General features: G+C 69.5%; 21 protein-coding genes and 2 tRNA genes. 17 read left to right on the top strand and 6 right to left on the bottom strand.

Features of this window, described 5'->3' with window-relative positions:
* The first annotated feature begins 603 nt into the window (after positions 1 to 603).
* The 10 genes from dnaN to OTB20_RS00380 all read left to right on the top strand — a co-directional run bounded on the left by dnaN (position 604) and on the right by OTB20_RS00380 (position 12409).
* Positions 604 to 1734, top strand: coding sequence for a DNA polymerase III subunit beta (gene dnaN / locus OTB20_RS00425; protein WP_267814403.1), 1131 nt, complete (start codon positions 604 to 606; stop codon positions 1732 to 1734).
* A gap of 261 nt (positions 1735 to 1995) precedes the next feature.
* Positions 1996 to 2871 carry a phosphogluconate dehydrogenase (NAD(+)-dependent, decarboxylating) gene (gene gnd, locus OTB20_RS00420; RefSeq protein ID WP_267814401.1) on the top strand — a complete coding sequence of 292 codons (876 nt, stop codon included), beginning with the start codon at positions 1996 to 1998 and terminating at the stop codon, positions 2869 to 2871.
* Positions 2872 to 2952: 81 nt separating this feature from the next.
* The gene (gene recF / locus OTB20_RS00415) at positions 2953 to 4089 is read left to right on the top strand and encodes a DNA replication/repair protein RecF (protein ID WP_267814400.1); all 1137 of its coding nucleotides are present in this window, start codon (positions 2953 to 2955) and stop codon (positions 4087 to 4089) included.
* Positions 4086 to 4631 (top strand): DUF721 domain-containing protein, encoded by a 546-nt coding sequence (locus OTB20_RS00410; RefSeq protein WP_267814399.1) that lies wholly within the window; start codon positions 4086 to 4088, stop codon positions 4629 to 4631. Before recF ends, OTB20_RS00410 begins: the two co-directional genes overlap by 4 nt.
* A 554-nt stretch (positions 4632 to 5185) precedes the next feature.
* The gene (gyrB, locus tag OTB20_RS00405; RefSeq protein WP_324290315.1) at positions 5186 to 7243 is read left to right on the top strand and encodes a DNA topoisomerase (ATP-hydrolyzing) subunit B; all 2058 of its coding nucleotides are present in this window, start codon (positions 5186 to 5188) and stop codon (positions 7241 to 7243) included.
* Positions 7244 to 7283: 40 nt separating this feature from the next.
* Positions 7284 to 9896 carry a DNA gyrase subunit A gene (gene gyrA / locus OTB20_RS00400; RefSeq protein WP_267814397.1) on the top strand — a complete coding sequence of 871 codons (2613 nt, stop codon included), beginning with the start codon at positions 7284 to 7286 and terminating at the stop codon, positions 9894 to 9896.
* Between the two features lie 2 nt (positions 9897 to 9898).
* The gene (locus OTB20_RS00395) at positions 9899 to 10528 is read left to right on the top strand and encodes a DUF3566 domain-containing protein (RefSeq protein ID WP_267814395.1); all 630 of its coding nucleotides are present in this window, start codon (positions 9899 to 9901) and stop codon (positions 10526 to 10528) included.
* Between the two features lie 107 nt (positions 10529 to 10635).
* A tRNA-Ile gene (locus OTB20_RS00390) sits at positions 10636 to 10709 on the top strand.
* Positions 10710 to 10854: 145 nt separating this feature from the next.
* Positions 10855 to 10989 (top strand): DLW-39 family protein, encoded by a 135-nt coding sequence (locus tag OTB20_RS00385; protein ID WP_208809277.1) that lies wholly within the window; start codon positions 10855 to 10857, stop codon positions 10987 to 10989.
* A gap of 124 nt (positions 10990 to 11113) precedes the next feature.
* Positions 11114 to 12409 (top strand): hypothetical protein, encoded by a 1296-nt coding sequence (locus OTB20_RS00380; protein WP_267814687.1) that lies wholly within the window; start codon positions 11114 to 11116, stop codon positions 12407 to 12409.
* A 30-nt stretch (positions 12410 to 12439) separates the two neighbouring features.
* Here OTB20_RS00380 and OTB20_RS00375 read toward each other — a convergent pair whose 3' ends face one another.
* Both OTB20_RS00375 and OTB20_RS00370 read right to left on the bottom strand, forming a co-directional pair.
* Positions 12440 to 13672, bottom strand: a complete 1233-nt coding sequence (locus OTB20_RS00375) for a serine/threonine-protein kinase (RefSeq protein WP_267814393.1) — start codon at positions 13670 to 13672, stop codon at positions 12440 to 12442.
* Positions 13673 to 13722: 50 nt separating this feature from the next.
* Positions 13723 to 14274 (bottom strand): helix-turn-helix domain-containing protein, encoded by a 552-nt coding sequence (locus OTB20_RS00370; protein WP_267814391.1) that lies wholly within the window; start codon positions 14272 to 14274, stop codon positions 13723 to 13725.
* A 159-nt stretch (positions 14275 to 14433) separates the two neighbouring features.
* Here OTB20_RS00370 and OTB20_RS00365 point away from each other — a divergent pair.
* A tRNA-Ala gene (locus OTB20_RS00365) sits at positions 14434 to 14506 on the top strand.
* Positions 14507 to 14588: 82 nt separating this feature from the next.
* On the opposite strand, the gene OTB20_RS00360 is transcribed toward OTB20_RS00365, so the two are convergent.
* Entirely contained in the window at positions 14589 to 15323 is a 735-nt protein-coding gene (locus tag OTB20_RS00360; protein WP_267814390.1) for a hypothetical protein, read from the bottom strand.
* Positions 15324 to 15576: 253 nt separating this feature from the next.
* Entirely contained in the window at positions 15577 to 17064 is a 1488-nt protein-coding gene (locus OTB20_RS00355) for an MFS transporter (RefSeq protein ID WP_267814389.1), read from the bottom strand.
* 104 nt (positions 17065 to 17168) lie between these two features.
* Between OTB20_RS00355 and OTB20_RS00350 the strand changes: the two genes are divergently transcribed.
* A complete protein-coding gene (locus OTB20_RS00350; RefSeq protein ID WP_267753172.1) occupies positions 17169 to 17648 on the top strand; it encodes a MarR family winged helix-turn-helix transcriptional regulator in 480 nt (159 codons plus the stop codon).
* 111 nt (positions 17649 to 17759) lie between these two features.
* Positions 17760 to 18266 (top strand): LysM peptidoglycan-binding domain-containing protein, encoded by a 507-nt coding sequence (locus OTB20_RS00345; RefSeq protein ID WP_267814388.1) that lies wholly within the window; start codon positions 17760 to 17762, stop codon positions 18264 to 18266.
* A 105-nt stretch (positions 18267 to 18371) separates the two neighbouring features.
* Here OTB20_RS00345 and OTB20_RS00340 read toward each other — a convergent pair whose 3' ends face one another.
* A complete protein-coding gene (locus tag OTB20_RS00340) occupies positions 18372 to 19121 on the bottom strand; it encodes a DUF5324 family protein (protein ID WP_267814386.1) in 750 nt (249 codons plus the stop codon).
* A 175-nt stretch (positions 19122 to 19296) separates the two neighbouring features.
* Here OTB20_RS00340 and OTB20_RS00335 point away from each other — a divergent pair, with 175 nt between their 5' ends.
* Positions 19297 to 19824, top strand: coding sequence for a peptidylprolyl isomerase (locus tag OTB20_RS00335; RefSeq protein ID WP_267814385.1), 528 nt, complete (start codon positions 19297 to 19299; stop codon positions 19822 to 19824).
* Positions 19825 to 19989: 165 nt separating this feature from the next.
* Complete coding sequence (locus tag OTB20_RS00330) at positions 19990 to 20880, top strand: rhomboid family intramembrane serine protease (RefSeq protein WP_267814384.1); 891 nt, start codon at positions 19990 to 19992, stop codon at positions 20878 to 20880.
* Between the two features lie 106 nt (positions 20881 to 20986).
* Here the strand turns inward: OTB20_RS00330 and crgA are convergent, their stop codons facing one another.
* Positions 20987 to 21241, bottom strand: a complete 255-nt coding sequence (gene crgA / locus OTB20_RS00325) for a cell division protein CrgA (protein ID WP_267753165.1) — start codon at positions 21239 to 21241, stop codon at positions 20987 to 20989.
* Positions 21242 to 21332: 91 nt separating this feature from the next.
* Here crgA and OTB20_RS00320 point away from each other — a divergent pair, with 91 nt between their 5' ends.
* Positions 21333 to 22109 (top strand): DUF881 domain-containing protein, encoded by a 777-nt coding sequence (locus OTB20_RS00320; RefSeq protein WP_267814383.1) that lies wholly within the window; start codon positions 21333 to 21335, stop codon positions 22107 to 22109.
* A complete protein-coding gene (locus OTB20_RS00315) occupies positions 22078 to 22803 on the top strand; it encodes a class E sortase (protein ID WP_267814381.1) in 726 nt (241 codons plus the stop codon). The genes OTB20_RS00320 and OTB20_RS00315 overlap by 32 nt, the downstream gene beginning before the upstream one ends.
* The last annotated feature ends 20 nt before the right edge of the window (positions 22804 to 22823 follow it).

The following is a 22823-nucleotide window of genomic DNA, read 5'->3' as shown; positions in this document are numbered from 1 at the left end:
CTATCCACAGGCTGTGGACGAATTTTTCGTCCACAGGTGCGTCCACCGCGTTGTCCACCGGCCGTCCACAGCTTCCCGCGTCCTGTGCACAGGATCAGATGGCTTCCCCACACCGTTGTCCACTGTTCGGCAACGCGGAGCCCTCAATCACCGCCCCGAGTGAAAGCGGTCACACCGAAGTCGACGTTTGGGCTGTGGAGTACTCGGGGAAACCTGGGGACGCACCTGTGGAGTACTCGGGGTCATCTGGGGACGGCCTGTGCAGAACTTTTCGTTCTCCACAGAGACACCCGGTTGTCCACCGGTGTCACCCACAGGGTGTGGGGATAAAAAACGCGGGCTGACCTGCGAAAACGGGCTTATCCACCGTTTCCACAGGCCCTACTACTACTCCCATAGAGAGATAGCCCGGTTTCGGTTTTCAAGCAGGACCTGTGCACAACTCGGTGGATCGCCTCCCCGACACCTCGCTCCCGACTTGACCGCCAGCAGCCACGACTGTCGGCGCCGTACGTCAGACTGGTCCCCGGCATCGGTTGAGGCATCGACCAGCCGACGACGAAGGCCGGCAGACGAGCGATCAACAGCAGGAGGCGGTTTCCGGTGAAGATCCGGGTGGAGCGCGACGTACTCGCGGAGGCGGTGGCCTGGGCTGCTCGTAGCCTCCCGGCCCGGCCGCCGGTGCCCGTTCTCGCGGGCCTGCTGCTGAAGGCCGAGGAGGGCAAGCTGTCCCTCTCCGGCTTCGACTACGAGGTCTCGGCGCGGGTCTCCGTCGAGGCGGACGTCGAGGAGGACGGCACCGTCCTGGTCTCCGGCCGGCTGCTCGCCGACATCTGCCGCGCCCTGCCCAACCGCCCGGTGGAGATTTCCACAGACGGTGTACGGGCGACCGTGGTCTGCGGCTCCTCGCGGTTCACACTCCACACCCTGCCTGTGGAGGAATACCCGGCTCTGCCGACGATGCCCACCGCGACCGGCACCGTGCCCGGCGAGGTCTTCGCCTCGGCCGCCGCCCAGGTCGCCATCGCCGCCGGCCGTGACGACACGCTGCCCGTGCTGACCGGTGTCCGCATCGAGATCGAGGGCGACAAGGTCACCCTGGCCTCCACCGACCGCTACCGCTTCGCGGTCCGCGAGTTCCTGTGGAAGCCTGAGGACCCGGAGGCCTCGGCCGTGGCCCTGGTGCCCGCCAAGACCCTCCTGGACACCGCCAAGTCGCTCACCAGCGGCGACACGGTCACCATCGCGCTGTCGGGCTCCGGTCATGGCGAGGGCCTCATCGGCTTCGAGGGCGCCGGCCGGCGGACCACCACCCGCCTCCTCGAAGGCGACCTGCCGAAGTACCGCACGCTCTTCCCGACGGAGTTCAACTCCATCGCGGTGATCGAGACCGCCCCGTTCGTCGAGGCCGTCAAGCGCGTGGCCCTGGTCGCCGAGCGCAACACCCCGGTGCGCCTCAGCTTCGAGCAGGGCGTGCTGATCCTGGAGGCCGGTTCCTCCGACGACGCACAGGCTGTGGAGCGCGTCGACGCGAAGCTGGAGGGCGACGACATCTCGATCGCCTTCAACCCGACCTTCCTGCTGGACGGCCTGAGCGCGATCGACTCGCCGGCCGCGCAGCTGAGCTTCACCACGTCCACCAAGCCGGCGCTGCTCAGCGGCCGCCCGGCGGTCGACGCCGAGGCCGACGAGGCGTACAAGTACCTGATCATGCCGGTCCGCCTCTCCGGCTGAGCTCCGGAAACGATGCGGCAGCCCGTCGGGCCCGGTTCCGCTTCCCGCGGGACCGGCCCCGACGGCGTTGCGCACCAGGCCCGCGAAGCCCCGCAGAAGCCCTACGGAGCCTCGTACGGGCCTCCCGCGCCCCTCGGCGCCGACACCCGGAGTGCCCGTGGCGCCGGGTGGCACGGCCCGGCGTAGGCTCGGCACGGGGGGATGTCCCCGGGCAGGGGGGAACCCCGGCACAGACGGCCACAACGCTTAAGGAACCACCTGATGGAGCTTGGTCTCGTCGGTCTCGGCAAGATGGGCGGCAACATGCGCGAGCGCATCCGCCGCGCCGGCCACACCGTCATCGGATACGACCGCAACCCGGACCTCGCCGATGTCCACAGCCTGTCGGAACTTGTGGACAGCCTGCAGGCCCCCCGCGTGGTGTGGGTCATGGTCCCGGCGGGCGCGGCGACCCAGTCCACCGTGGACGAGCTCGCCGGCCTGCTCTCGCCCGGCGACATCGTCGTCGACGGCGGCAACTCGCGCTGGACCGACGACGAGAAGCACGGCGCCGAGCTGGCGGCCAAGGGCATCGGCTTCGTCGACTGCGGAGTCTCGGGCGGCGTCTGGGGCCTGGAGAACGGCTACGCGCTGATGTACGGCGGCGCCAAGGAGCACGTCGCGGCCGTCCAGCCCGTCTTCGACGCACTCAAGCCCGAGGGCGAGTTCGGCGCCGTGCACGCCGGCAAGATCGGCGCCGGCCACTTCGCGAAGATGGTCCACAACGGCATCGAGTACGCCATGATGCAGGCCTACGCCGAGGGCTGGGAACTGCTGGAGAAGGTCGACTCGGTCACCGACGTCCGCGAGGTCTTCCGGTCCTGGCAGGAGGGAACGGTCATCCGTTCCTGGCTGCTGGACCTGGCCGTGAACGCGCTGGACGAGGACGAGCACCTGCAGCAACTGCGCGGGTTCGCGCAGGACTCCGGCGAGGGCCGCTGGACCGTCGAGGCCGCGATCGACAACGCCGTGCCGCTGCCCGCGATCACGGCCTCGCTCTTCGCGCGCTTCGCGTCCCGCCAGGAGGACTCGCCGCAGATGAAGATGATCGCCGCGCTGCGCAACCAGTTCGGCGGCCACGCGGTCGAGAAGAAGTAATCCACAACCGCTCCACAGGCCGTCGGCCCGTGGAGCGGGAGCACAGCAGAGCAGCAGGAAGCCGGGGGAGGTCGGCGCCGTATGCACGTTTCGCATCTCTCGTTGGCCGACTTCCGCTCGTACGCCCGGGCCGAGGTTCCCCTCGACCCGGGCGTCACCGCTTTCGTGGGCCCCAACGGTCAGGGCAAGACCAACCTCGTCGAGGCGATCGGCTATCTCGCGACCCTCGGAAGCCACCGCGTCTCGGCGGACGCCCCGCTCGTGCGGATGGGCGCCGAGCGCGCCGTCATCCGAGCCGCCGTCACCCAGGGCGAGCGGCAGCAGCTGGTGGAGCTGGAGCTGAACCCGGGCCGCGCCAACCGGGCCCGGATCAACAGGTCCTCGCAGGTCAGGCCGAGGGACGTCCTGGGCATCGTGCGTACGGTGCTCTTCGCCCCCGAGGACCTCGCCCTGGTCAAGGGCGACCCCGGTGAGCGGCGCCGCTTCCTCGACGAGCTCGTCACGGCCCGCTCGCCACGCATGGCGGCCGTGCGCTCGGACTACGAGCGGGTGCTCAAGCAGCGCAACACCCTGCTGAAGTCGGCGGCGATGGCCCGCCGCCACGGCGGCCGCTCCATGGACCTGTCCACCCTCGACGTGTGGGACCAGCACCTCGCGCGCGTGGGCGCGGAAATGCTGTCCCAGCGGCTCGACCTGATCGCGACGCTGCTGCCGCTCGCGGACAAGGCGTACGAGCAGCTCGCGCCCGGCGGAGGCCCGCTCGGCGTGGCGTACAAGTCCTCCGCGGGCGAGCCCGTGGACAGCGGCGCGGCCCGCACCCGCGAGGCGCTGTACGAGGTCCTCCTCGGCTCGCTGGCCGAGGTGCGCAAGCAGGAGATCGAGCGCGGCGTGACCCTCGTCGGCCCGCACCGCGACGACATGGTGCTGCGCCTGGGCGAGCTGCCTGCCAAGGGGTACGCGAGCCACGGCGAGTCCTGGTCGTACGCGCTGGCCCTGCGGCTGGCCTCCTACGATCTGCTCCGCTCGGAGGGCAGCGAGCCGGTGCTGATCCTCGACGACGTGTTCGCGGAGCTGGACGCACGGCGCCGGGAACGGCTGGCGGAGCTGGTGGCTCCGGGCGAGCAGGTACTGGTGACGGCGGCGGTCGACGACGACGTGCCCGGGGTGCTGGTCGGGACCCGTTTCGCGGTGTCAGGCGGAGAGGTGACCCGGCTGTGAGCGGTGACCAGCAGGATCCGGCGCGGGAGGAACCGCCGCGCAAGAAGGCCGAACCCTCCGGCGTGGACCTGGCACGCCAGGCGCTGGCGGCCGCCCGCGAGCAGGCACGGGCCCGGGGCAACGCGGCGCAGAACAAGAAAGGCCGCTACCAGCCGGGCCTGCGCTCGGGCGCCCGCGCGGACGGCCGGGACCCGATGCCGCTGATGGCGGCGCTGGACCGGCTGCGGACGGAGCGCGGCTGGGAGATGCCGATGGCGGTGGCGGGCGTGATGGAGCGGTGGCCGGAGATCGTCGGCCACGACATCGCGACGCACTGCGTGCCGGACCGGTACGAGGACCGCGAGCTGGTGGTGCGCTGCGATTCCTCGGCGTGGGCGGCGCAGCTGAAGCTGCTGGCCCCGCAGCTGGTGGCCCGGCTCAACGCGGACCTGGGGCAGGGCACGGTCCGGCTGATCAAGGTGCACGGTCCGGGCGGCGGGCCGAAGCGGTACGGGCCCTTGCGGGCACCGGGGAGCACCGGCCCGGGGGACACCTACGGGTGAGCCGGTGAGCCCGCGCGCCTGCCGGCGCGTGCCTGACACCGCGTGCTCGACGACGTACTCCGTTCCCGTATGCCCGACCCGGGCCCGGGTTCGCCCTTCCGCCTCTCCCCGGACTCCCCGGACTCCCCGGACTCCCCGGACGTGAGCGCCGGTGCCCGTACGGCTGCCCGTGCGGGCGGCTTCGTACGCCTGCCTGCACGTCCGCCCGCACGCACACCCGTACGGGTGAGGCGGGAGCCGGTGGACGCCCCGTACGGACAGCTGTGCGGGTGGTGTCCCTCACGGTAGTGGGAGGTTGACAGGCCGAAGCGCTCAATGCCCGTGTGAGCCTCTTTGAGCCCCTCCCTGGATATGGGGAGTCGGAGAGAGGAGTTTCCGGGCGGCACATGCGGACTCAGGTACCGGCAAACGCCCATTCATGGGGGTGATACCGGTAGACTGAACGAGAATCCCGCGCACGCGCGGGATTCAGTCGAGTAAAGCTGACCACCGCTGACAACGCAGATCGACGCAGCCGCTCCCGCTTGCATGCATGCCGGCCCGGAGTACGGCCTGTGCTGTGCCAGAAAGGGCGCTTCGTGGCCGATTCCGGCAACCCCAACGACAACCAGTCCACAGTCGGCCAGAACGGCGAGGTCACCTCCTCGTACGACGCCAGTGCCATCCAGGTCCTCGAGGGCCTGGACGCGGTCCGCAAGCGGCCCGGCATGTACATCGGCTCGACCGGTGAGCGCGGGCTCCACCACCTCGTCCAGGAGGTCGTCGACAACTCGGTCGACGAGGCCATGGCCGGGCACGCGGACACCATCGACGTGACGATCCTCGCCGACGGCGGCGTGCGCGTGGTCGACAACGGCCGCGGTATCCCGGTCGGCATCGTGCCGTCCGAGGGGAAGCCGGCCGTCGAGGTCGTGCTGACGGTCCTGCACGCGGGCGGCAAGTTCGGCGGCGGCGGCTACGCCGTCTCCGGCGGTCTGCACGGCGTCGGCGTCTCCGTCGTGAACGCCCTGTCGACCAAGGTCGCGGTCGAGGTCAAGACCGACGGTTACCGCTGGACCCAGGACTACAAGCTCGGCGTCCCGACGGCCGAGCTCGCCAAGAACGAGGAGACGCCCGATACGGGCACCTCGGTCACCTTCTGGGCCGACGGCGACATCTTCGAGACCACCGAGTACTCCTTCGAGACGCTCGCGCGCCGCTTCCAGGAGATGGCCTTCCTCAACAAGGGCCTGACCCTCTCCCTGACGGACGAGCGCGAGTCGGCCAAGGCCACGGTGGGCTCGGACACGGCCGAGGTGACCGACGACGACCTGGCGCGCACGGTCAAGTACTACTACGAAGGCGGCATCGTCGACTTCGTGAAGCACCTGAACGCGCGCAAGGGCGAGCCGATCCACCCGACCGTCATCGACGTCGAGGCCGAGGACAAGGAGCGCATGCTCTCGGTCGAGATCGCGATGCAGTGGAACTCGCAGTACACCGAGGGCGTCTACTCCTTCGCGAACACGATCCACACGCACGAGGGCGGCACCCACGAAGAGGGCTTCCGCGCGGCGATGACGGGTCTGGTCAACCGCTACGCCCGCGAGAAGAAGTTCCTGCGCGAGAAGGACGACAACCTCGCCGGCGAGGACATCCGCGAGGGTCTGACCGCGATCATCTCGATCAAGCTGGGCGAGCCGCAGTTCGAGGGCCAGACCAAGACCAAGCTGGGCAACACGGAGGCCAAGACCTTCGTGCAGAAGGTCGTGCACGAGCACCTCAACGACTGGTTCGACCGGAACCCGAACGAGGCCGCGGACATCATCCGCAAGTCGATCCAGGCGGCCACGGCGCGCGTCGCGGCCCGCAAGGCCCGCGACCTGACGCGCCGCAAGGGTCTGCTGGAGAGCGCCTCGCTGCCGGGCAAGCTGTCGGACTGCCAGTCGAACGACCCGACCAAGTGCGAGATCTTCATCGTCGAGGGCGACTCGGCCGGCGGCTCCGCGAAGTCCGGCCGAAACCCGATGTACCAGGCCATCCTGCCGATCCGCGGCAAGATCCTGAACGTCGAGAAGGCCCGTATCGACAAGATCCTCCAGAACACCGAGGTCCAGGCGCTGATCAGCGCCTTCGGCACCGGTGTGCACGAGGACTTCGACATCGAGAAGCTCCGCTATCACAAGATCATCCTGATGGCGGACGCCGACGTCGACGGCCAGCACATCAACACCCTGCTGCTGACCTTCCTGTTCCGCTTCATGCGGCCGCTGGTCGAGGCGGGTCACGTGTACCTGTCGCGCCCGCCGCTGTACAAGATCAAGTGGGGCCGGGACGACTTCGAGTACGCGTACTCGGACCGCGAGCGCGACGCGCTCGTGACGCTCGGCAAGCAGAACGGCAAGCGCATCAAGGAAGACTCCATCCAGCGCTTCAAGGGTCTGGGCGAGATGAACGCCGAGGAACTGCGCATCACCACCATGGACGTCGACCACCGCGTGCTCGGCCAGGTCACCCTGGACGACGCCGCGCAGGCCGACGACCTGTTCTCGGTGCTGATGGGCGAGGACGTCGAAGCCCGGCGCTCCTTCATCCAGCGCAACGCCAAGGACGTTCGGTTCCTCGACATCTGAGTCGGCTCAGCTGACTGCCTGAAAGGACTTCTGACCAGCAATGGCCGACGAAACCACCCCCACCGCCGAGGAATCCGCCGCGGAGCCCGTCCAGCGCATCGAGCCCGTCGGGCTCGAGACCGAGATGCAGCGCTCCTACCTCGACTACGCGATGTCCGTCATCGTCTCCCGCGCGCTGCCCGACGTACGGGACGGCCTCAAGCCCGTCCACCGTCGTGTGCTGTACGCGATGTACGACGGCGGCTACCGGCCCGAGAAGGGCTTCTACAAGTGCGCCCGCGTCGTCGGTGACGTCATGGGTACCTACCACCCGCACGGCGACTCCTCGATCTACGACGCCCTGGTCCGCCTGGCCCAGCCGTGGTCGCTGCGCATGCCGCTCGTGGACTCCAACGGCAACTTCGGCTCCCCGGGCAACGACCCGGCGGCCGCGATGCGCTACACCGAGTGCAAGCTGATGCCGCTGGCCATGGAGATGCTCCGGGACATCGACGAGGAGACCGTCGACTTCACGGACAACTACGACGGCCGGAACCAGGAGCCGACCGTCCTGCCGGCCCGGTTCCCGAACCTGCTGATCAACGGCTCCGCGGGCATCGCCGTCGGTATGGCCACCAACATCCCGCCGCACAACCTGCGCGAGGTCGCGGCCGGCGCCCAGTGGGCGCTGGAACACCCGGAGGCCTCGCACGAGGAGCTCCAGGACGCGCTCATTGAGCGGATCAAGGGCCCGGACTTCCCGTCGGGCGCCCTGGTCGTGGGCCGCAAGGGCATCGAGGAGGCGTACCGGACCGGGCGCGGCTCCATCACGATGCGCGCGGTGGTCGAGGTCGAGGAGATCCAGAACCGCCAGTGCCTGGTGGTCACGGAGCTCCCGTACCAGACCAACCCCGACAACCTGGCGCAAAAGATCGCCGACCTGGTGAAGGACAGCAAGGTCGGCGGGATCGCCGACGTCCGCGACGAGACCTCGTCCCGGACCGGCCAGCGCCTGGTGATCGTCCTCAAGCGCGACGCCGTCGCCAAGGTCGTGCTGAACAACCTGTACAAGCACACCGACCTGCAGACGAACTTCGGCGCGAACATGCTGGCGCTGGTGGACGGCGTGCCGCGCACGCTGTCGATCGACGCGTTCATCCGCCACTGGGTGACGCACCAGATCGAGGTCATCGTCCGGCGCACGAAGTTCCGCCTGCGCAAGGCCGAGGAGCGCGCCCACATCCTGCGCGGTCTGCTCAAGGCGCTGGACGCGATCGACGAGGTCATCGCGCTGATCCGGCGCAGCAACACGGTCGAGATCGCCCGCGAGGGCCTGATGGGCCTGCTGTCGATCGACGAGATCCAGGCGAACGCGATCCTGGAGATGCAGCTCCGCCGCCTGGCGGCCCTGGAGCGGCAGAAGATCGTCGCCGAGCACGACGAGCTCCAGGCCAAGATCAACGAGTACAACGCGATCCTGGCCTCGGAGGAGCGTCAGCGCCAGATCGTCAGCGAGGAACTGGCGGCCATCGTCGAGAAGTTCGGCGACGACCGGCGTTCCAAGCTGGTGCCCTTCGACGGCGACATGTCCATGGAGGACCTGATCGCCGAAGAGGACATCGTCGTCACGATCACGCACGGCGGCTACGTCAAGCGCACCAAGACCGAGGACTACCGCTCGCAGAAGCGCGGCGGCAAGGGTGTGCGCGGCGCGAAGCTGAAGCAGGACGACCTCGTCGACCACTTCTTCGTGTCCACCACGCACCACTGGCTGCTGTTCTTCACGAACAAGGGCCGGGTCTACCGCTCCAAGGCGTACGAGCTCCCGGACGCCGGCCGCGACGCCCGCGGTCAGCACGTGGCGAACCTGCTGGCCTTCCAGCCGGACGAGAAGATCGCCCAGATCCTCGCGATCCGCGACTACGAGGCCACCCCGTACCTGATCCTGGCCACCAAGGGCGGCCTGGTGAAGAAGACGGCGCTCAAGGACTACGACTCTCCCCGTTCGGGTGGCGTCATCGCCATCAACCTGCGGGAGACCGAGGACGGCAGCGACGACGAGCTGATCGGCGCCGAGCTGGTGTCCGCCGAGGACGACCTGCTGCTCATCAGCAAGAAGGCGCAGTCGATCCGTTTCACGGCGACCGACGACGCGCTGCGTCCGATGGGCCGCGCGACCTCGGGCGTGAAGGGCATGAGTTTCCGCGGAGAGGACGAACTCCTTTCCATGAGCGTCGTCCGGCCCGGTACGTTCGTCTTCACGGCGACCAACGGCGGCTATGCCAAGCGGACGCCCGTGAACGAGTACCGCGTCCAGGGCCGTGGTGGCCTGGGCATCAAGGCGGCGAAGATCGTGGAGGACCGCGGCTCGCTCGTCGGGGCGCTCGTAGTGGACGAAACGGACGAGATTCTCGCCATCACGCTCAGCGGTGGTGTGATTCGTACGCGAGTCAACGAAGTACGGGAGACCGGCCGTGACACCATGGGCGTCCAGCTGATCAACCTGGGCAAGCGGGATGCCGTCGTCGGCATCGCCCGCAACGCCGAGGCCGGTCAGGATGGCGACGAGGCGGACGACGTCGAGAACGAGATCGGGACCGACGCGGCGGTCGAAGGACAGGCCGCAGAGGCCGCCGAGGGCACGGAGCCTTCGGCTGGGGAGCACGAGGAGTAAGCGTGAGCGGAGCCACGGGCGCCGGACCGGCCAACACTGGAGCGAACGGTGCCCGTGGCCCCGCCGCGGACTCTCAGGGGGGAACCGTGACGGACACCCGAGGACCGCAGCCGCCGCAGTCGCCTCAGACTCAGGCCGGCCCTCAGCAGCCTTACCACCCGCCGCAGGCGTACGCGGCGCCCGCGGGCACCGGGGCGCCGCGCGGGGCGGGCGATCCCGGAGCGCAGCGCAAGCCGCGCACGGGAGCCCGTATGGCACCCAGGACGCGCAAGGCGCGGCTCAGGGTGGCCAAGGCCGACCCCTGGTCGGTGATGAAGGTCAGCTTCCTGCTGTCGATCGCGCTGGGCGTGTGCACGATCGTGGCGTCGGTGGTGCTGTGGATGGTCATGGACGCCATGGGCATCTTCTCCAGCGTCGGCGGCACGATCAGCGAGGCGACCGGCTCGAACGAGAGCAACGGCTTCGACCTCCAGACCTTCCTGTCGCTGCCGCGCGTTCTGATCTTCACGACGGTGATCTCGGTCATCGACGTGGTGCTCATGACGGCGCTGGCGACCCTGGGCGCGTTCATCTACAACCTGTCGGCGGGGTTCGTCGGCGGTGTGGAGCTGACGCTCGCCGAGGACGAGTAGACGCTTCCAAGAGGGGGCTGATGACCTGCGCAGACGGGTCACGGCAACCAATTTTGGAGTCACCGGGTCTGTGCGCTAACCTTCAGAAGTCAGCGCGCAGCGCGGATGGGGCTATAGCTCAGTTGGTTAGAGCGCATCCCTGATAAGGATGAGGCCACAGGTTCAAATCCTGTTAGCCCCACAGTGTCGAAGACCCCCAGGCCCATGGCCTGGGGGTCTTTGTCGTTGGGCCAGTTGGTGGGACGGCAGGTCACCGATCGGTATCGGTCGGTGTGTATTGTTGGCCGCCAGAAGTCCCCTACGTCAACGAAAGACGAGGTCGCACGGTGAAGAAGCTGCTCCTGGTCGCACTGGCCGCCATCGGCGGGCTCCTCGTGTACCGCCAGATCCAGGCGGACCGCGCCGAGCAGGACCTGTGGACGGAGGCAACTGACTCAGTGCCTTCTGGTTCCGGTGTGTGAGACCCAAGGTTGAACCCAGAGCCCCGACTGCCGCTGCGGTCGGGGCTCTGTGCTGCTCTGTGACGAAATATTGCAATATGCAAAGAATTTGCTTGCGTTGGCAAACTCGGGGTGGGTGCTTGTGATGGGTCGGGTACGGACGGGCGTGGGCGCGGCGGTGGCCGCCCTCGGACTGGTGGCTGCCCTGCCGGGGGCCGCGGGGGCGGTGGGGAATCCGCAGCCCGTGCCCGCGTACCGGGGCGCGGACGGGGCGCAGGCGGTCGAGGGGAAGCCCTCCACGGCCGGTTCCCCGGAGCTGAAGGCCGGATCGGTCTACAAGGACTCGATCGCGCCCGGGGAGCGCTACTACCGGCTCAACCTCGACGACCGCTCCACCGTGTACGTCTCCGCCGTCCTCCAGCCCCCGGGCAGCGCCGAAGTGGGCTACGGCGACGGCGTCGAAGTGGACGTCGTGAACATCGAGAACCGCTCCTGCGGCAGCCCCGCGACGGCGAGCATCGGCTACGAACCCGTTCCCGTCAGCGCCGCGGGTGCCCGGATGCTGCAGGAGGACGCCGCCTGCCAGGGCGGTGGGACCTACTACGTCAAGGTCACGCGCGAGGCGCCCAAGGACGGGGACCCGGCCGCCTGGCCCCTGGAGCTGCGGGTCCAGCGGGAACCGGGGCTCAGCGGCGGCAGCGCGCCCACCACCGCCCCCAGCGTCTGGCCCTCGGCCTCCCCGACTCTGCCGGGCAGCGATCCGGCGCCCCGGTCCGGCGGGACCGGCTTCAACGACGCCCGGGCCCTCGGCAGCGGGGTCTGGAGCGACGACCTGCGGCCCGGCCAGACCCGCTACTACCGGGTGCCGCTCGACTGGGGTCAGCAGCTGGGCCTCTCGGCCGAACTCTCCGCCGGCAAGCCGACGAAGGAGTACGGATCGGCCGCGTCGGGGCTGACCGTCTCGCTGTACAGCCCTTACCGGGCGCTGGTCAGCAGCGAGGACGCCACGTACGACGGGAAGCAGGCGGGGTTCACCCTGCCGCGGACACCGCCGGTGGCGTACGAGAACCGCTTCTCCGCCGACCGGAAAGTGCAGTCGGTCCGGGTGGCCGGCTGGTACTACATCGCGGTGACCATGGCCCAGAAGGTAGGGGAGTTCATCGAGGACGCGGTGCCCGTCCCGCTGACCCTGCGCATGGAGGTCATCGGCGGGGCGGGCAAGGCCCCCGCCTACACGGAGGACCTCGCGGCGGCCGGATTCGGGGTGGGAGCCGAGGACCGTACCGCCGCCAAGGAGGGCAGTACGGCCGTGGAGGCCGCCGACGCCGCCGCGAACCGGTCGGTGATGCAGGTGGTCGCGGGCGCCGGTTTCGGTACGGGGACCCTCTTGCTGCTCGTGCTGGGCGGCTGGGTCCTCCTGGGCCGGCGGCGGGCACTCTAGGCCGTGTCTTTCGGAGCCCGCCGGGCCCCGCTAGAGCTGGGTCAGGGCCCAGATCCCGACGGCGAAGCACAGCGCCGCCGCGAGGAGGATCCCGGCGGTGACCTTCGCGGGCGGGGGAGCGAGGGTGCTCGTACGGGGCACGGCGGGGGGAGCCGGCTGCTGGTACGGGGCCACCGGTGACATCGGAGTGGTCGCCGACGTAGGCGATGTCGGCGAGGTCGGGGTGCTGAGCAGGGGCGGCGGCAGGTGGAAGCTGCCCGTCTCCGAAGGCCCGAAGACTCCGGCGGGGGTGGCCGGCTGCACGGGCATGCCGACCGGGGCCGCGGGCGGGGTCTCGTACGGAGCTTCGGGCACGCTCCGGGGCGGGTCCGCATACGTGGCTGCCTGGGGTGCTCGAGGTGTGAACCCGGCGGGCACCGGGCCCAGTTGGTCGAAGACCTCGACCTGATCCCCGTCCGGGCCGGGCTGCGCGAGCAGTTCCACGGCCTCGGTGAGGGCCCTACGCGCCCCGGTGGCCGTCTGGAACCTGCTCCGGGGGTCCGGCTGGAGCAGCGCGGCCAGGACGTCCCACAGCGGCGCGGGAACGCCCTGCGGGGCTCCGGGGGTGCCGTCGGTGAGGAACTGCGCGACGAGGGCTTGGGAGTCGGGCTTCCGCCCTTGCAGGAGGTAGAGGCCGACGAGTCCGACGGCGAACAGGTCTGTGGTGAAGTCCGGCTCGGAGCCGAGGAGTTGTTCGGGCGAGAGATAGCCCGGCGTGCCGACCACGTAGGCGGTCTCGGTCAACCGGGGCTCGCCCTTGCGCATGGCGATGCCGAAGTCGGACAGCCGCAGGTGCGGCCGCCCGGTTCCGGTGGCCTCCATCAGGATGTTGGCCGGTTTGATGTCGCGGTGGACGACACCCTCCGCATGCACCGCCGCCAGCCCCGACAGGAGCTGGTCGAGCAGCGTGCACACGAACCGGGGCGGCAGGGCCCCGTAGTCCCCGATCACATGGGCGAGGGAGCCGCCGGCGACGAGGTCCATGGTGAAGAGGACCTTGTCGTCGTCCGCCGCCCAGCTGGCCGGGGCCAGTACGTGCGGGTGATCGATCCGCAGCGCCTGTTCACGGACGAACCGCAGCAGGGTGTGGGCATCGCTCTGCAGGAGGACCTTCGCTGCGACGTAACGGCGGCGCCGGTGGTCCCAGGCACGCCATACGGCGCCAGCGCCGCCACGCCCGATCGGGTCGATCAGTTCGTACCGGCCGGCGAAGATCTCACCCATTGCTGCGCCCGTCCCCCGTCGTAAGCTGCGTGCGTCGCGTGCGTCGCGTATCAGTTCTGGTGGGCCTCGTAGTGCGCGAGTGCGTCGGAAGTGCGGCCCGCTCCGTACACCCGGAGGAACTCTGCCAGTTCCGGGTGGGTGGGGGCGAGGGTGTCCGCCGCGTCGATGATGTCGCCGGCCGCGGAGACCGAGCGCAGCAGCGACTGGATCTCGCGTACGACGCGCTTGACGGTGGGGGCGCCGGAACCGGTGGCGGTCTGGCTGCTGCTGTTGCTGAGGACGGAACCTCCCTGGGTCTTCTTGATCTCGTCCATCCGGTCGGTTGCCTCTGCCGCGCTGACGCTCCCGTCGGCCACCTGGCCGGCGAGATCCTGGAGAGCCTGAACCCGCTGGACCACGGCGGGGTTGCCGATCTTGGCCCGCTGACCGCTCATCAGCTGGGACAGCATCGGTGCCGACAGTCCGAGGACGGCAGCGAGGCGGGCCTGGTTCAAACCGAGGTCATCTATGAGCCGGCGGAAGAGCGCGCCGAGCGGCTCCCCGTACCAACTCCGCTGAAGTTCCCTGGCTCTGGCCGTAGCCTCTTGCTGTACTGCGTCCACTCTTACTACTCCCCTTCGCTGGTGCGAACCTCGCGAGCATCTTACGGAGAGTGGTCGCGGGGCGGGAGTCCCTATCATTTTGCGGGATGAGGGGGTACACCCGGTACTCTGTCCTTCGGAACGGTCACTCCCTCCCGGAGTACGGCCGCGTCCGGATCCGGGGCCTTAGCTCAGTTGGTAGAGCGCTGCCTTTGCAAGGCAGATGTCAGGAGTTCGAATCTCCTAGGCTCCACACTACGAACCCCGCCTGACCAGCTGAAACGCTGGTCAGGCGGGGTTTTTCGTGTGGGTCGGCGCAGGCCGGGGCGGGTTCCTCAGCCGCGGGTGCGAGTCTTGCGGTCGCGGATGGTGAGGGTGGCGCCGAGTGCGGCGAGTACGGCGATGAGGGCGGCGCCGGTGGCGGTGGTGATGGTGCTGTCGCCGCTGTCCTGGGTGGCGAGTTCGGCGCCTGCGGCGACGGGGCCCTTGGGGACGACGGCGGTCTGCGGCTTGGTGTCGGCGGCGGTCTGCGTGGCCGGCTTGTTGGCGGGCCTCACGGCGGGCTTCACGGCGGGCTTGGTGGTGGGCTTCGCGGAGGGCTTGGTGGTGGGTGTGGCCTTGGGGAGGAAGTAGGTGCCGTTGGCGGCGCCTTCGCCGAGGACGCGGACGGTGAGAAGCCAGCGGCCCTGGTGGGGGCCGTCTTCGATCTTCTTGAGGTCGTACTCGATGCCGTCGATGACGGAGCGCTTGTGGGTGGCGTCGAGCTTGGCCAGGACGCGGCCGGCCCAGCCGTCGCCGGGCTTCCAGTCGGGGGCGACGGCGCGGATCCAGACTTCGGGGCCTTCGGACTTGTTGCGCAGTACGGCGATGCGGCCGTCGGCGACCTGGTGGATCTCGCCGTCGTAGCGGTCGCTGCCGGGAGTGCCGACGGGAGTGCCGGCGGGTACCGCCGAGGTCGACGTCACGGCCGTCGCGGTATGTGCGGGCGCGGCGAGGGCGGTCGCCGCGGGGGCCAGGAGGGCTGCGGCGAGGGCGGCGGTGACGATCGAGGTACGCAGGGCGGTACGCATAACGACTCCTTGGAGCATTGTCTCGGAAGGGGCGGAGAGTCGCATGCCGCGGTGTCGCTGTCGGGGTTTGTCCGGTCACGTCTGCGGGGCTGCTGATGAGAAATCTACGGATCCTGATCGGCCGGAACGTGGGATTCCTGTCCTCGCTCCGTAACAGCGAACAGCCGTGGGCCGCTCCGATGTGCGGAGCGGCCCACGGCCGTATCGGTCAGCCCGGCTGCCCCGATGTTTCACGTGAAACATCGGGCGGGAGTCACCGGCGCCGGCCGGTCCGCACCAGGGTCGCGGCCACCGCGAGCGCCGTGACCATCAGCCCGGCTCCGATGCCGAAGGCCAGGTGGTAGCCGCTGGTCAGGGCCTCGGCGCGGTCCAGGCCGGTGCCGAGCAGGGAGTCGGTACGGGCGGCCGCCAGGGTGGAGAGGGCGGCGACGCCGAGGGCCATGCCGATCTGCTGGGTGGTGTTGAACAGGCCCGAGGCGAGGCCCGCGTCCCGCTCGTCGGCGCCGGACATGCCGAGCGTGGTGAGGGCGGGGAGGGCCAGGCCGAAGCCGGCTGCCAGCAGCATCACGGGGAGCAGGTCGGTGACGTAGTCGGCGCGGACCGGGAGACGGGTCAGCAGGCCCAGGGCGCCGACGAGCAGGGCGAGTCCGGCCAGGAGGACGCGCCGTTCGCCGAAGCGGGCGTTCAGCGGGGCCGAGGCGAAGAGCGAGACCGCGCCGATGACCACGGCCGCAGGGAGCATCGCGAGGCCGGTCTCGGCGGCTCCGTAGCCCAGCACGTTCTGGAGGTACAGGGCGACCAGGACCTGGAAGGAGAACAGTGCGGCCACCATCAGCATCTGGACCAGGTTCGCGCCGACCACGGTCCGGGAGCGGAAGATCCGCAGCGGTACCAGAGGGGTGCGGGCCTTGGCCTGGCGTGCGGTGAAGCCGGCGAGCAGGGCGACCGAGAGCGTGCCGAGGCCGAGGGTGTGCGCGGAGACCCAGCCGTAGCGCTCCACCTCGACCACGGTGAAGATGCCGAGCATCAGACCGGCGGTGACCAGGAAGGCGCCGAGTACGTCGGCTCCGGCGCGCAGGCCCAGTCCTTGGTCGCCTGGCAGCGCGGGCAGGGCCAGCACGAGGGCGGCGAGTCCTATGGGCAGGTTGATGAAGAAGATCCAGTGCCAGTCGAGGGCGTCGGTCAGCACCCCGCCGAGCACCTGCCCCAGGGAGGCACCGGCCGCGCCGGTGAAGGAGAAGACGGCGATGGCCTTGGCCCGCTCGCGGGGTTCGGTGAACAGCGTGATCAGGATGCCCAGGCTGACGGCCGCGGCCATGGCGCTGCCCAGGCCCTGCAGGAACCGGGCGGCGATCAGTACCTCGGGAGAGCCGGCGAATCCGGCGAGCAGGGAGGCTCCGGTGAAGACGCCGGTCCCGGCCAGGAACATCCGCTTGCGGCCGATGAGGTCGCCGAGCCGGCCGGCGAGGAGCAGCAGGCTGCCGAAGGCGATCAGGTAGGCGTTGACGACCCAGCTGAGTCCGGCGGGGGTGAAGCCCAGGTCGTTCTGGATGGCGGGCATCGCGACGGTGACGATGCTGCCGTCGAGGACCGTCATCAGCACGCCGGTGGAGAGCACCCCGAGGGCGGTCCACCGGGAGCGCGGCCCACGCGGTGCGGCCGGGACGGAAGCGGAGGCGGCGGGAGCGGAAGTGGCGGGAGCGGTAGGAGCAGTGGCGGCGGGAGCGGAAGTGGCAGGCATCTCTGTGTCCCCAGTCGGTGATCGGCGGGCTGACTTGGTAAGACCGTATCAGATAGTTCTGTTGCAGACGATCTGTTGGGAACTTAGTTGTTAGGCTGGTGGACATGACTGCCATGGCACCCGCCCGGAACGAGCCGGACCTCTCCTTCCTTCTGGACCACACCAGCCACGTCCTGCGCACGCGGATGTCGGCTGCCCTCGACCGGATCGGGCTCACAGCACGGATGCACTGCGTACTCGTGCACGCCCTCGGGGAGGAACGGACCCAGATCCAGCTCGCCGAGATCGGCGGCATGGACAAGACGACGATGGTCGTCACCGTCGACGCCCTGGAGAAGGCCGGACTGGCCGAGCGGAGGCAGTCCGGCACGGACCGCCGGGCCCGCGTCATCGTCGTCACCGAGCAGGGTGCGGCCCTGGCCCGCGAGAGCAGCCGCATCGTCGACCAGGTGCACGCCGACGCTCTCGCATCCCTCCCGGATGATGACCGCGAGGCCTTGCTGCGCATCATGAACCTGCTGGTCAAGAGCGATCTGGAGACTCCGTCGGAGAGTCCGCGGCCGGCCCGTCGGGCCCGCCAGTAGCCATCCGGACCCCCGGATGGCTCAGTCACAGGGCCGTCGGGCGCCTTCTGGAAGAGAGTGGAAGAGGTACTCAAGCCCAGGGGGGCACCACCATGCCGGAGGCGTACGCACATGGGACTGTTCGACTTCATGAGGTCCGACAAGAAGAAGGAACAAGCCGAGAAGGCGGCGGAGAAGGCCGCTGAGCAGGTGCAACAGCAGGCTGCGGCCGCTCCCGCGGCCCCGTCGGCCGCGATGCCCGGAAACGCCGGGACCAAGTACAGCGACTCGGCGGCGGCGACCAAGGCGGCCGCCGAGCGCATGGCGGCCGCGGCGCCGCCCAAGGCCGCACCCGCGCCGCCCAGGGCCGCCGCCCCGGCGCCCCCCGTCGCGCGGCCCGTTTCGCACACGCCCACTCCGGCTTCCGCCGCGCACAAGGCGGTGCCGGCGGCCCCGAAGCCCGCGCCGAAAGTGCAGCGCACGTACACCGTCCGCTCCGGGGACTCGCTCTCCGCGATCGCCCGCCGCGAGCTCGGCAACGAGGGCCGCTGGCGCGAGCTGTACGCCATGAACAAGGGCGTCATCGGCTCCAACCCCGACATGATCCACCCGGGGATGAAGCTCAACCTCCCGAGCTAGGCGGGAGCGGAGAGGGAGAACGCGGAAACCGAAGAGGGGCCCGGATCCTGGGAAAGGATCCGGGCCCCTCTTCTTCGCCGTGCCGGTCGTTCGCGGTGCCGGTTCTCAGCGGTGCTTGCGCTTCGCGTCCTCCGCGTCGATCCGCTCCTGCGCGGCCTCCGCCTCGGCTTCCAGGCTGGACTCGGAGTCCGTCCCGGTCGCGCGCTCCTTCGCCGCCAGCTCCTCGTCGAAGGAGGCCGGCGCCTCCTCCCGAGCCAGCTCGGTGGGGGCCGGCGGCTCGACGAGCCAGTCCGGGTTCGACTGCTGGTCCCACCACTTCCACGCGGCGTAGGCCCCGCCGGCCAGGACGCCGAAGACCGCGACGCCCTTGAACAGCCGGCCGTAGCGGGCCCGCCGCTCATGGCGCCGTACCAGCTTCTGGACCTCCTTGGCCGATACCTGGCCGCGCAGCGCCGCCAGCGCCGCCGTCGACCGCGAAGCGGCCTCCTCGGCCACCGGCTGGGCCGCCGCGAGGGCGCTCTCCAGCCGCGGCTGCGTGTAGTCCGCCGCGTGCCGGGCCGCCAGGCGGGTCTGCTTCACGGCGTTCGATGCCGCCCGGTCCACGTTCGGCGGCACATGGGCGCGCGCCGACTTGATCCGGGGCTGAACGTGGCAGCCGTACGTCGTTCGGGCCTGTTTGGCAGCCTCGCCCGCGGCGTAGGACACCTTCGGGGCGAGTCGTTCATTGGCTTCGTGGGCATAATGCACCGCAGCGTGCTTGGCGGATTCCGCGTACGGCGCCACCACTTCCGCTGCGTGCCGCGCCGTATCCCTGGCACTTGTCGCTGCCAGACGCACGCTTTCCTTGCGGGTCACAGGATCCTCCTCCTCGGTGGCGGACACAGTTCACCTTTCCACCCTTTGTCGGATCATGCCTCCCATACCTTCGACGGGCACGCGTGACAGGGCATACGAGTGGACGATTTCTGTTCGGTGTGGCCCTCCGTGGGAGGATCTGAAACCGACAGTGATGACTAGGGAAGGCAGATCCGTGGCCGAGAAGCTCTACGCCACCCTGAAGACCAATCACGGCGACATCGAGATCGAGCTTCTGCCGAACTTCGCTCCGAAGACCGTGCGCAACTTCGTCGAACTCGCCACCGGTGAGCGCGAGTGGACGCGTCCCACGGACGGCCAGAAGACCACGGACCGGCTCTACGACGGCACCGTCTTCCACCGCGTCATCAGCGGGTTCATGATCCAGGGCGGTGACCCGCTCGGCAACGGCACCGGTGGCCCCGGCTACCAGTTCGCCGACGAGTTCCACCCCGACCTGGCCTTCACCAAGCCCTACCTGCTCGCGATGGCGAACGCCGGTCCGGGCACCAACGGCTCGCAGTTCTTCGTCACCGTCGCCCCCACCGCCTGGCTGACGCGCAAGCACACCATCTTCGGCGAGATCGGCGACAAGGCCAGCCAGAAGATCGTCGACGCCATCGCCGCCTCCCCCACCAACCCGCGCACCGAGCGCCCCCTCGACGACGTGATCATCCAGTCCGTCGTCATCGAGAAGCGCTGACCGGCGCCTGCGCCGTACGGGAACCTTCGGCCCCGCCCGTCCGTCCTCGGTACGTACCGGACGGGCGCGGCGGACCGGCCGCACCGCCTTCGTCCCACCGATGACCGATGACCGATGACCGCTGCCGCCGGCGACCGTCGCCGAGCGAGGTGACCGAGGGGACCGATGGACACCGACCGTCTTCCGGGCTGCTACCGCCATCCGGAACGTGACACCGGGATCAGCTGCGCCCGCTGCGAGCGGCCGATCTGCACGGATTGCATGATCAGCGCCTCGGTCGGCTTCCAGTGCCCCGAATGCGTCCGCGGGGGCTCGGGAACCGGCCACGGGCCGGCCGCCAATGCCCCGCGCACCATCGCGGGCGGGGTGGTCGCCGCCGATCCGTACCTGGTCACCAAGGTCCTGATGGGGATCAACGTGGCCGTGTTTCTGGCGGTCCTCGTCTTCCCGGGGCTGGAGCTCGGGCTGGAGCTCGTGGGCTGGTACCGCGAGCAGGTCGGCGGGCCGCCCGAAGGCGTCTCCACGGGCGAGTACTACCGGTTGCTGACCTCGACGTTCCTGCACGTCGAGCCGATGCACATCCTCGGTAACATGCTCGGCCTGTGGTTCATCGGGGGACCGCTGGAGCAAGCGCTCGGCCGGGCCCGCTACCTCACCGTGTACCTGATCTCGGCCCTGGGCGGCAGCGCTCTGGTCTATCTGCTGACCCCGTACAACGGCGCGACCCTCGGAGCCTCCGGCGCCGTCTTCGGGCTGCTCGGCGCCACCTTGGTGCTGACCCGCCGGATGCGGTACGAGATGCGCCCGCTGATCACCATGGTGGTGTTCATGCTGGTGCTGACTTTCGTGCCGCTCTTCGGCCTGAACGTGTCGTGGCAGGCCCATGTCGGCGGTCTGATCACAGGCGTACTGGTCGCGCTGGGCCTGCTGTGGCCCGCGAAGGGCCACAGCGCGCGGAATCGCAAACTCGTTCAGTGGGGCACCTGTGTGGCGGTGTTCTTGCTGGCCACAGCCCTGATCGTGGTTCGGACCGTCGAACTTTCCGCACTCATCTGATCACACAGGCGTCAACTCTCCACAGAGTTATCCACAGATCTTCTGTCTTTTCCTCAGGTGTGGATGACGCTGTGGATAACTCATGGGGAGAGCTTGCGGAGTCGGGCTACTTCCACTGCGTGGAGACGCCGAATCCTGCCGCAATGAAGCCGAATCCGACCACAATGTTCCAATTTCCGAGAGTTTCGATCGGAAGCTGGGTCTCGGACAGATAGAAGACGACGATCCATGCCAGACCGACCAAGAAGAACGCCAGCATGACCGGGGCCACCCAGTTGCGGTTCGTCAGCTTGATCGCCTGTGGCGTCCGCGTGGGAGGCGGGGTGTAGTCGTCCTTCTTGCGGATACGTGACTTCGGCACGAGGGGCTCTCCTGTCGATGGGCTGGGGACCTTGCCTGCCCCGGGCGTCCGTTAGCGTAGTGGACCTGTGGCGTTGAAGGAGAAGGGTACGTTGAGCAATTCCGACGACTCCTCCGCGGGTCCCCGTCGCCGTGCCAGACCGGTCCGGCTGCTCACCGCCGCCGTTTTCGCCCTGGCAGGCTTGATCTTCGTCACCAGCTTCAACACCTCCAAGGGTACGAACATCCGGACGGATGCCTCGCTCCTCAAGCTGTCCGACCTGATCCACGAGCGCAGTCAGAGCAATCTGGACCTGGAGAAGAGCACCGCCACCGCACGCGGCCAGGTCGACGCCCTCGCGGACCGGGACGACGGGAGCACCAGGGCCGAGGACGCAAAACTGGCCGCCCTGCGGGCCGCCTCAGGCACCGAGGAGATCACCGGCAAGGCCGTGACGGTCACCCTCAACGACGCGCCCCCGAACGCCACGGCCCGCATTCCCAATGTGCCCGAGCCGCAGCCCAACGACCTGGTGATCCACCAGCAGGACCTCCAGGCCGTCGTCAACGCCCTCTGGCGGGGCGGCGCCGAGGGCATCCAGGTCATGGACCAGCGCCTGATCTCCACCAGCGCCGTGCGCTGCGTGGGCAACACGCTGATCCTCCAGGGCCGGGTGTACTCGCCCCCGTACAAGGTGACGGCGGTCGGCGACCCCGGCGCGCTGAAGAGGGCCCTCGCCGCCTCCCCGGCGCTGCAGAACTACCAGCTGTACGTGAACGCGTACGGGCTCGGCTGGAAAGTGGACGAGCACAAGGCGCTGACACTGCCGGGCTACTCCGGCACAGTGGACCTCCACTATGCGAAGCCGCTGGAGTCCGCCACCCCGTGACGCCGTACTGCGCCTGCTGGTACGGACGTTCAGCGAGGTGTGCCTGTCCGCGGGCTCGCTCATCGTGCTCTTCGTGGCCTACGTCCTGCTGTGGACCGGGGTCAAGGCCGATCAGGCCATGGACGGGGAGATGGCCCGCATGCGCGACCGCTGGTCCGCGGCCCCCGTGGCCGCCCCGCAGCCCGCCCCCACGGCAGCGGCGGCCCCGGTACCCGCCGGCTACCCCCGGGGCCGGGCCTTCGCCGAGATGTACGTCCCGCGCTTCGGCTCGGGCTGGAACAAGCCCGTCCTGGAGGGCACCGGCACGGACCTGCTGAAGAAGGGCCTGGGCCACTACGCCGGCACGGCCCGGCTCGGCGGCACCGGGAACTTCGCGGTGGCCGGCCACCGGCGCACGTACGGCGACCCCTTCAAGGACATCCCCAAGCTGCGCCCCGGCGACGCCGTGATCCTCAAGGACGCCACCGGCTGGTACACGTACACCGTCCGCGCCGCGCCGCTGCGCACGCTCCCCACGGAGATCGGGGTGGTCGATCCGGTGCCGAGCCGCTCGCCCTTCACCGGCCCCGGCCGGTACCTGACGCTGACCACCTGCGACCCGGAATGGGGCCACAGCCACCGGCTCGTGGTCTGGGCCGAGCTGACCGGCACGCGGACCCTCGCGCAGGGCGGGCCGGAGGGTTTGGCAAGGTGACCCTCCGCGCCGGGCGGGTG

This window comes from Streptomyces sp. H27-H1, assembly GCF_026627445.1.
GTDB lineage: Bacteria > Actinomycetota > Actinomycetes > Streptomycetales > Streptomycetaceae > Streptomyces.
The sequence above is the reverse complement of the archived record's forward strand: the minus strand, read 5'-3'. Positions and strand labels throughout refer to the sequence as shown.

What these genes read in the sequence shown, in the direction of transcription:
- recF (WP_267814400.1), top strand. Translation starts at nt 2,953, where the DNA reads ATGCACGTTTCGCATCTCTCGTTGGCCGACTTCCGCTCGTACGCCCGG.
- OTB20_RS00375 (WP_267814393.1), bottom strand. Translation starts at nt 13,672, where the DNA reads ATGGGTGAGATCTTCGCCGGCCGGTACGAACTGATCGACCCGATCGGG.
- OTB20_RS00355 (WP_267814389.1), bottom strand. Translation starts at nt 17,064, where the DNA reads ATGCCTGCCACTTCCGCTCCCGCCGCCACTGCTCCTACCGCTCCCGCC.
- gnd (WP_267814401.1), top strand. Translation starts at nt 1,996, where the DNA reads ATGGAGCTTGGTCTCGTCGGTCTCGGCAAGATGGGCGGCAACATGCGC.
- OTB20_RS00350 (WP_267753172.1), top strand. Translation starts at nt 17,169, where the DNA reads ATGACTGCCATGGCACCCGCCCGGAACGAGCCGGACCTCTCCTTCCTT.
- gyrA (WP_267814397.1), top strand. Translation starts at nt 7,284, where the DNA reads ATGGCCGACGAAACCACCCCCACCGCCGAGGAATCCGCCGCGGAGCCC.
- OTB20_RS00315 (WP_267814381.1), top strand. Translation starts at nt 22,078, where the DNA reads ATGCGAAGCCGCTGGAGTCCGCCACCCCGTGACGCCGTACTGCGCCTG.
- OTB20_RS00330 (WP_267814384.1), top strand. Translation starts at nt 19,990, where the DNA reads ATGGACACCGACCGTCTTCCGGGCTGCTACCGCCATCCGGAACGTGAC.
- OTB20_RS00380 (WP_267814687.1), top strand. Translation starts at nt 11,114, where the DNA reads ATGGGTCGGGTACGGACGGGCGTGGGCGCGGCGGTGGCCGCCCTCGGA.
- OTB20_RS00360 (WP_267814390.1), bottom strand. Translation starts at nt 15,323, where the DNA reads ATGCGTACCGCCCTGCGTACCTCGATCGTCACCGCCGCCCTCGCCGCA.
- OTB20_RS00345 (WP_267814388.1), top strand. Translation starts at nt 17,760, where the DNA reads ATGGGACTGTTCGACTTCATGAGGTCCGACAAGAAGAAGGAACAAGCC.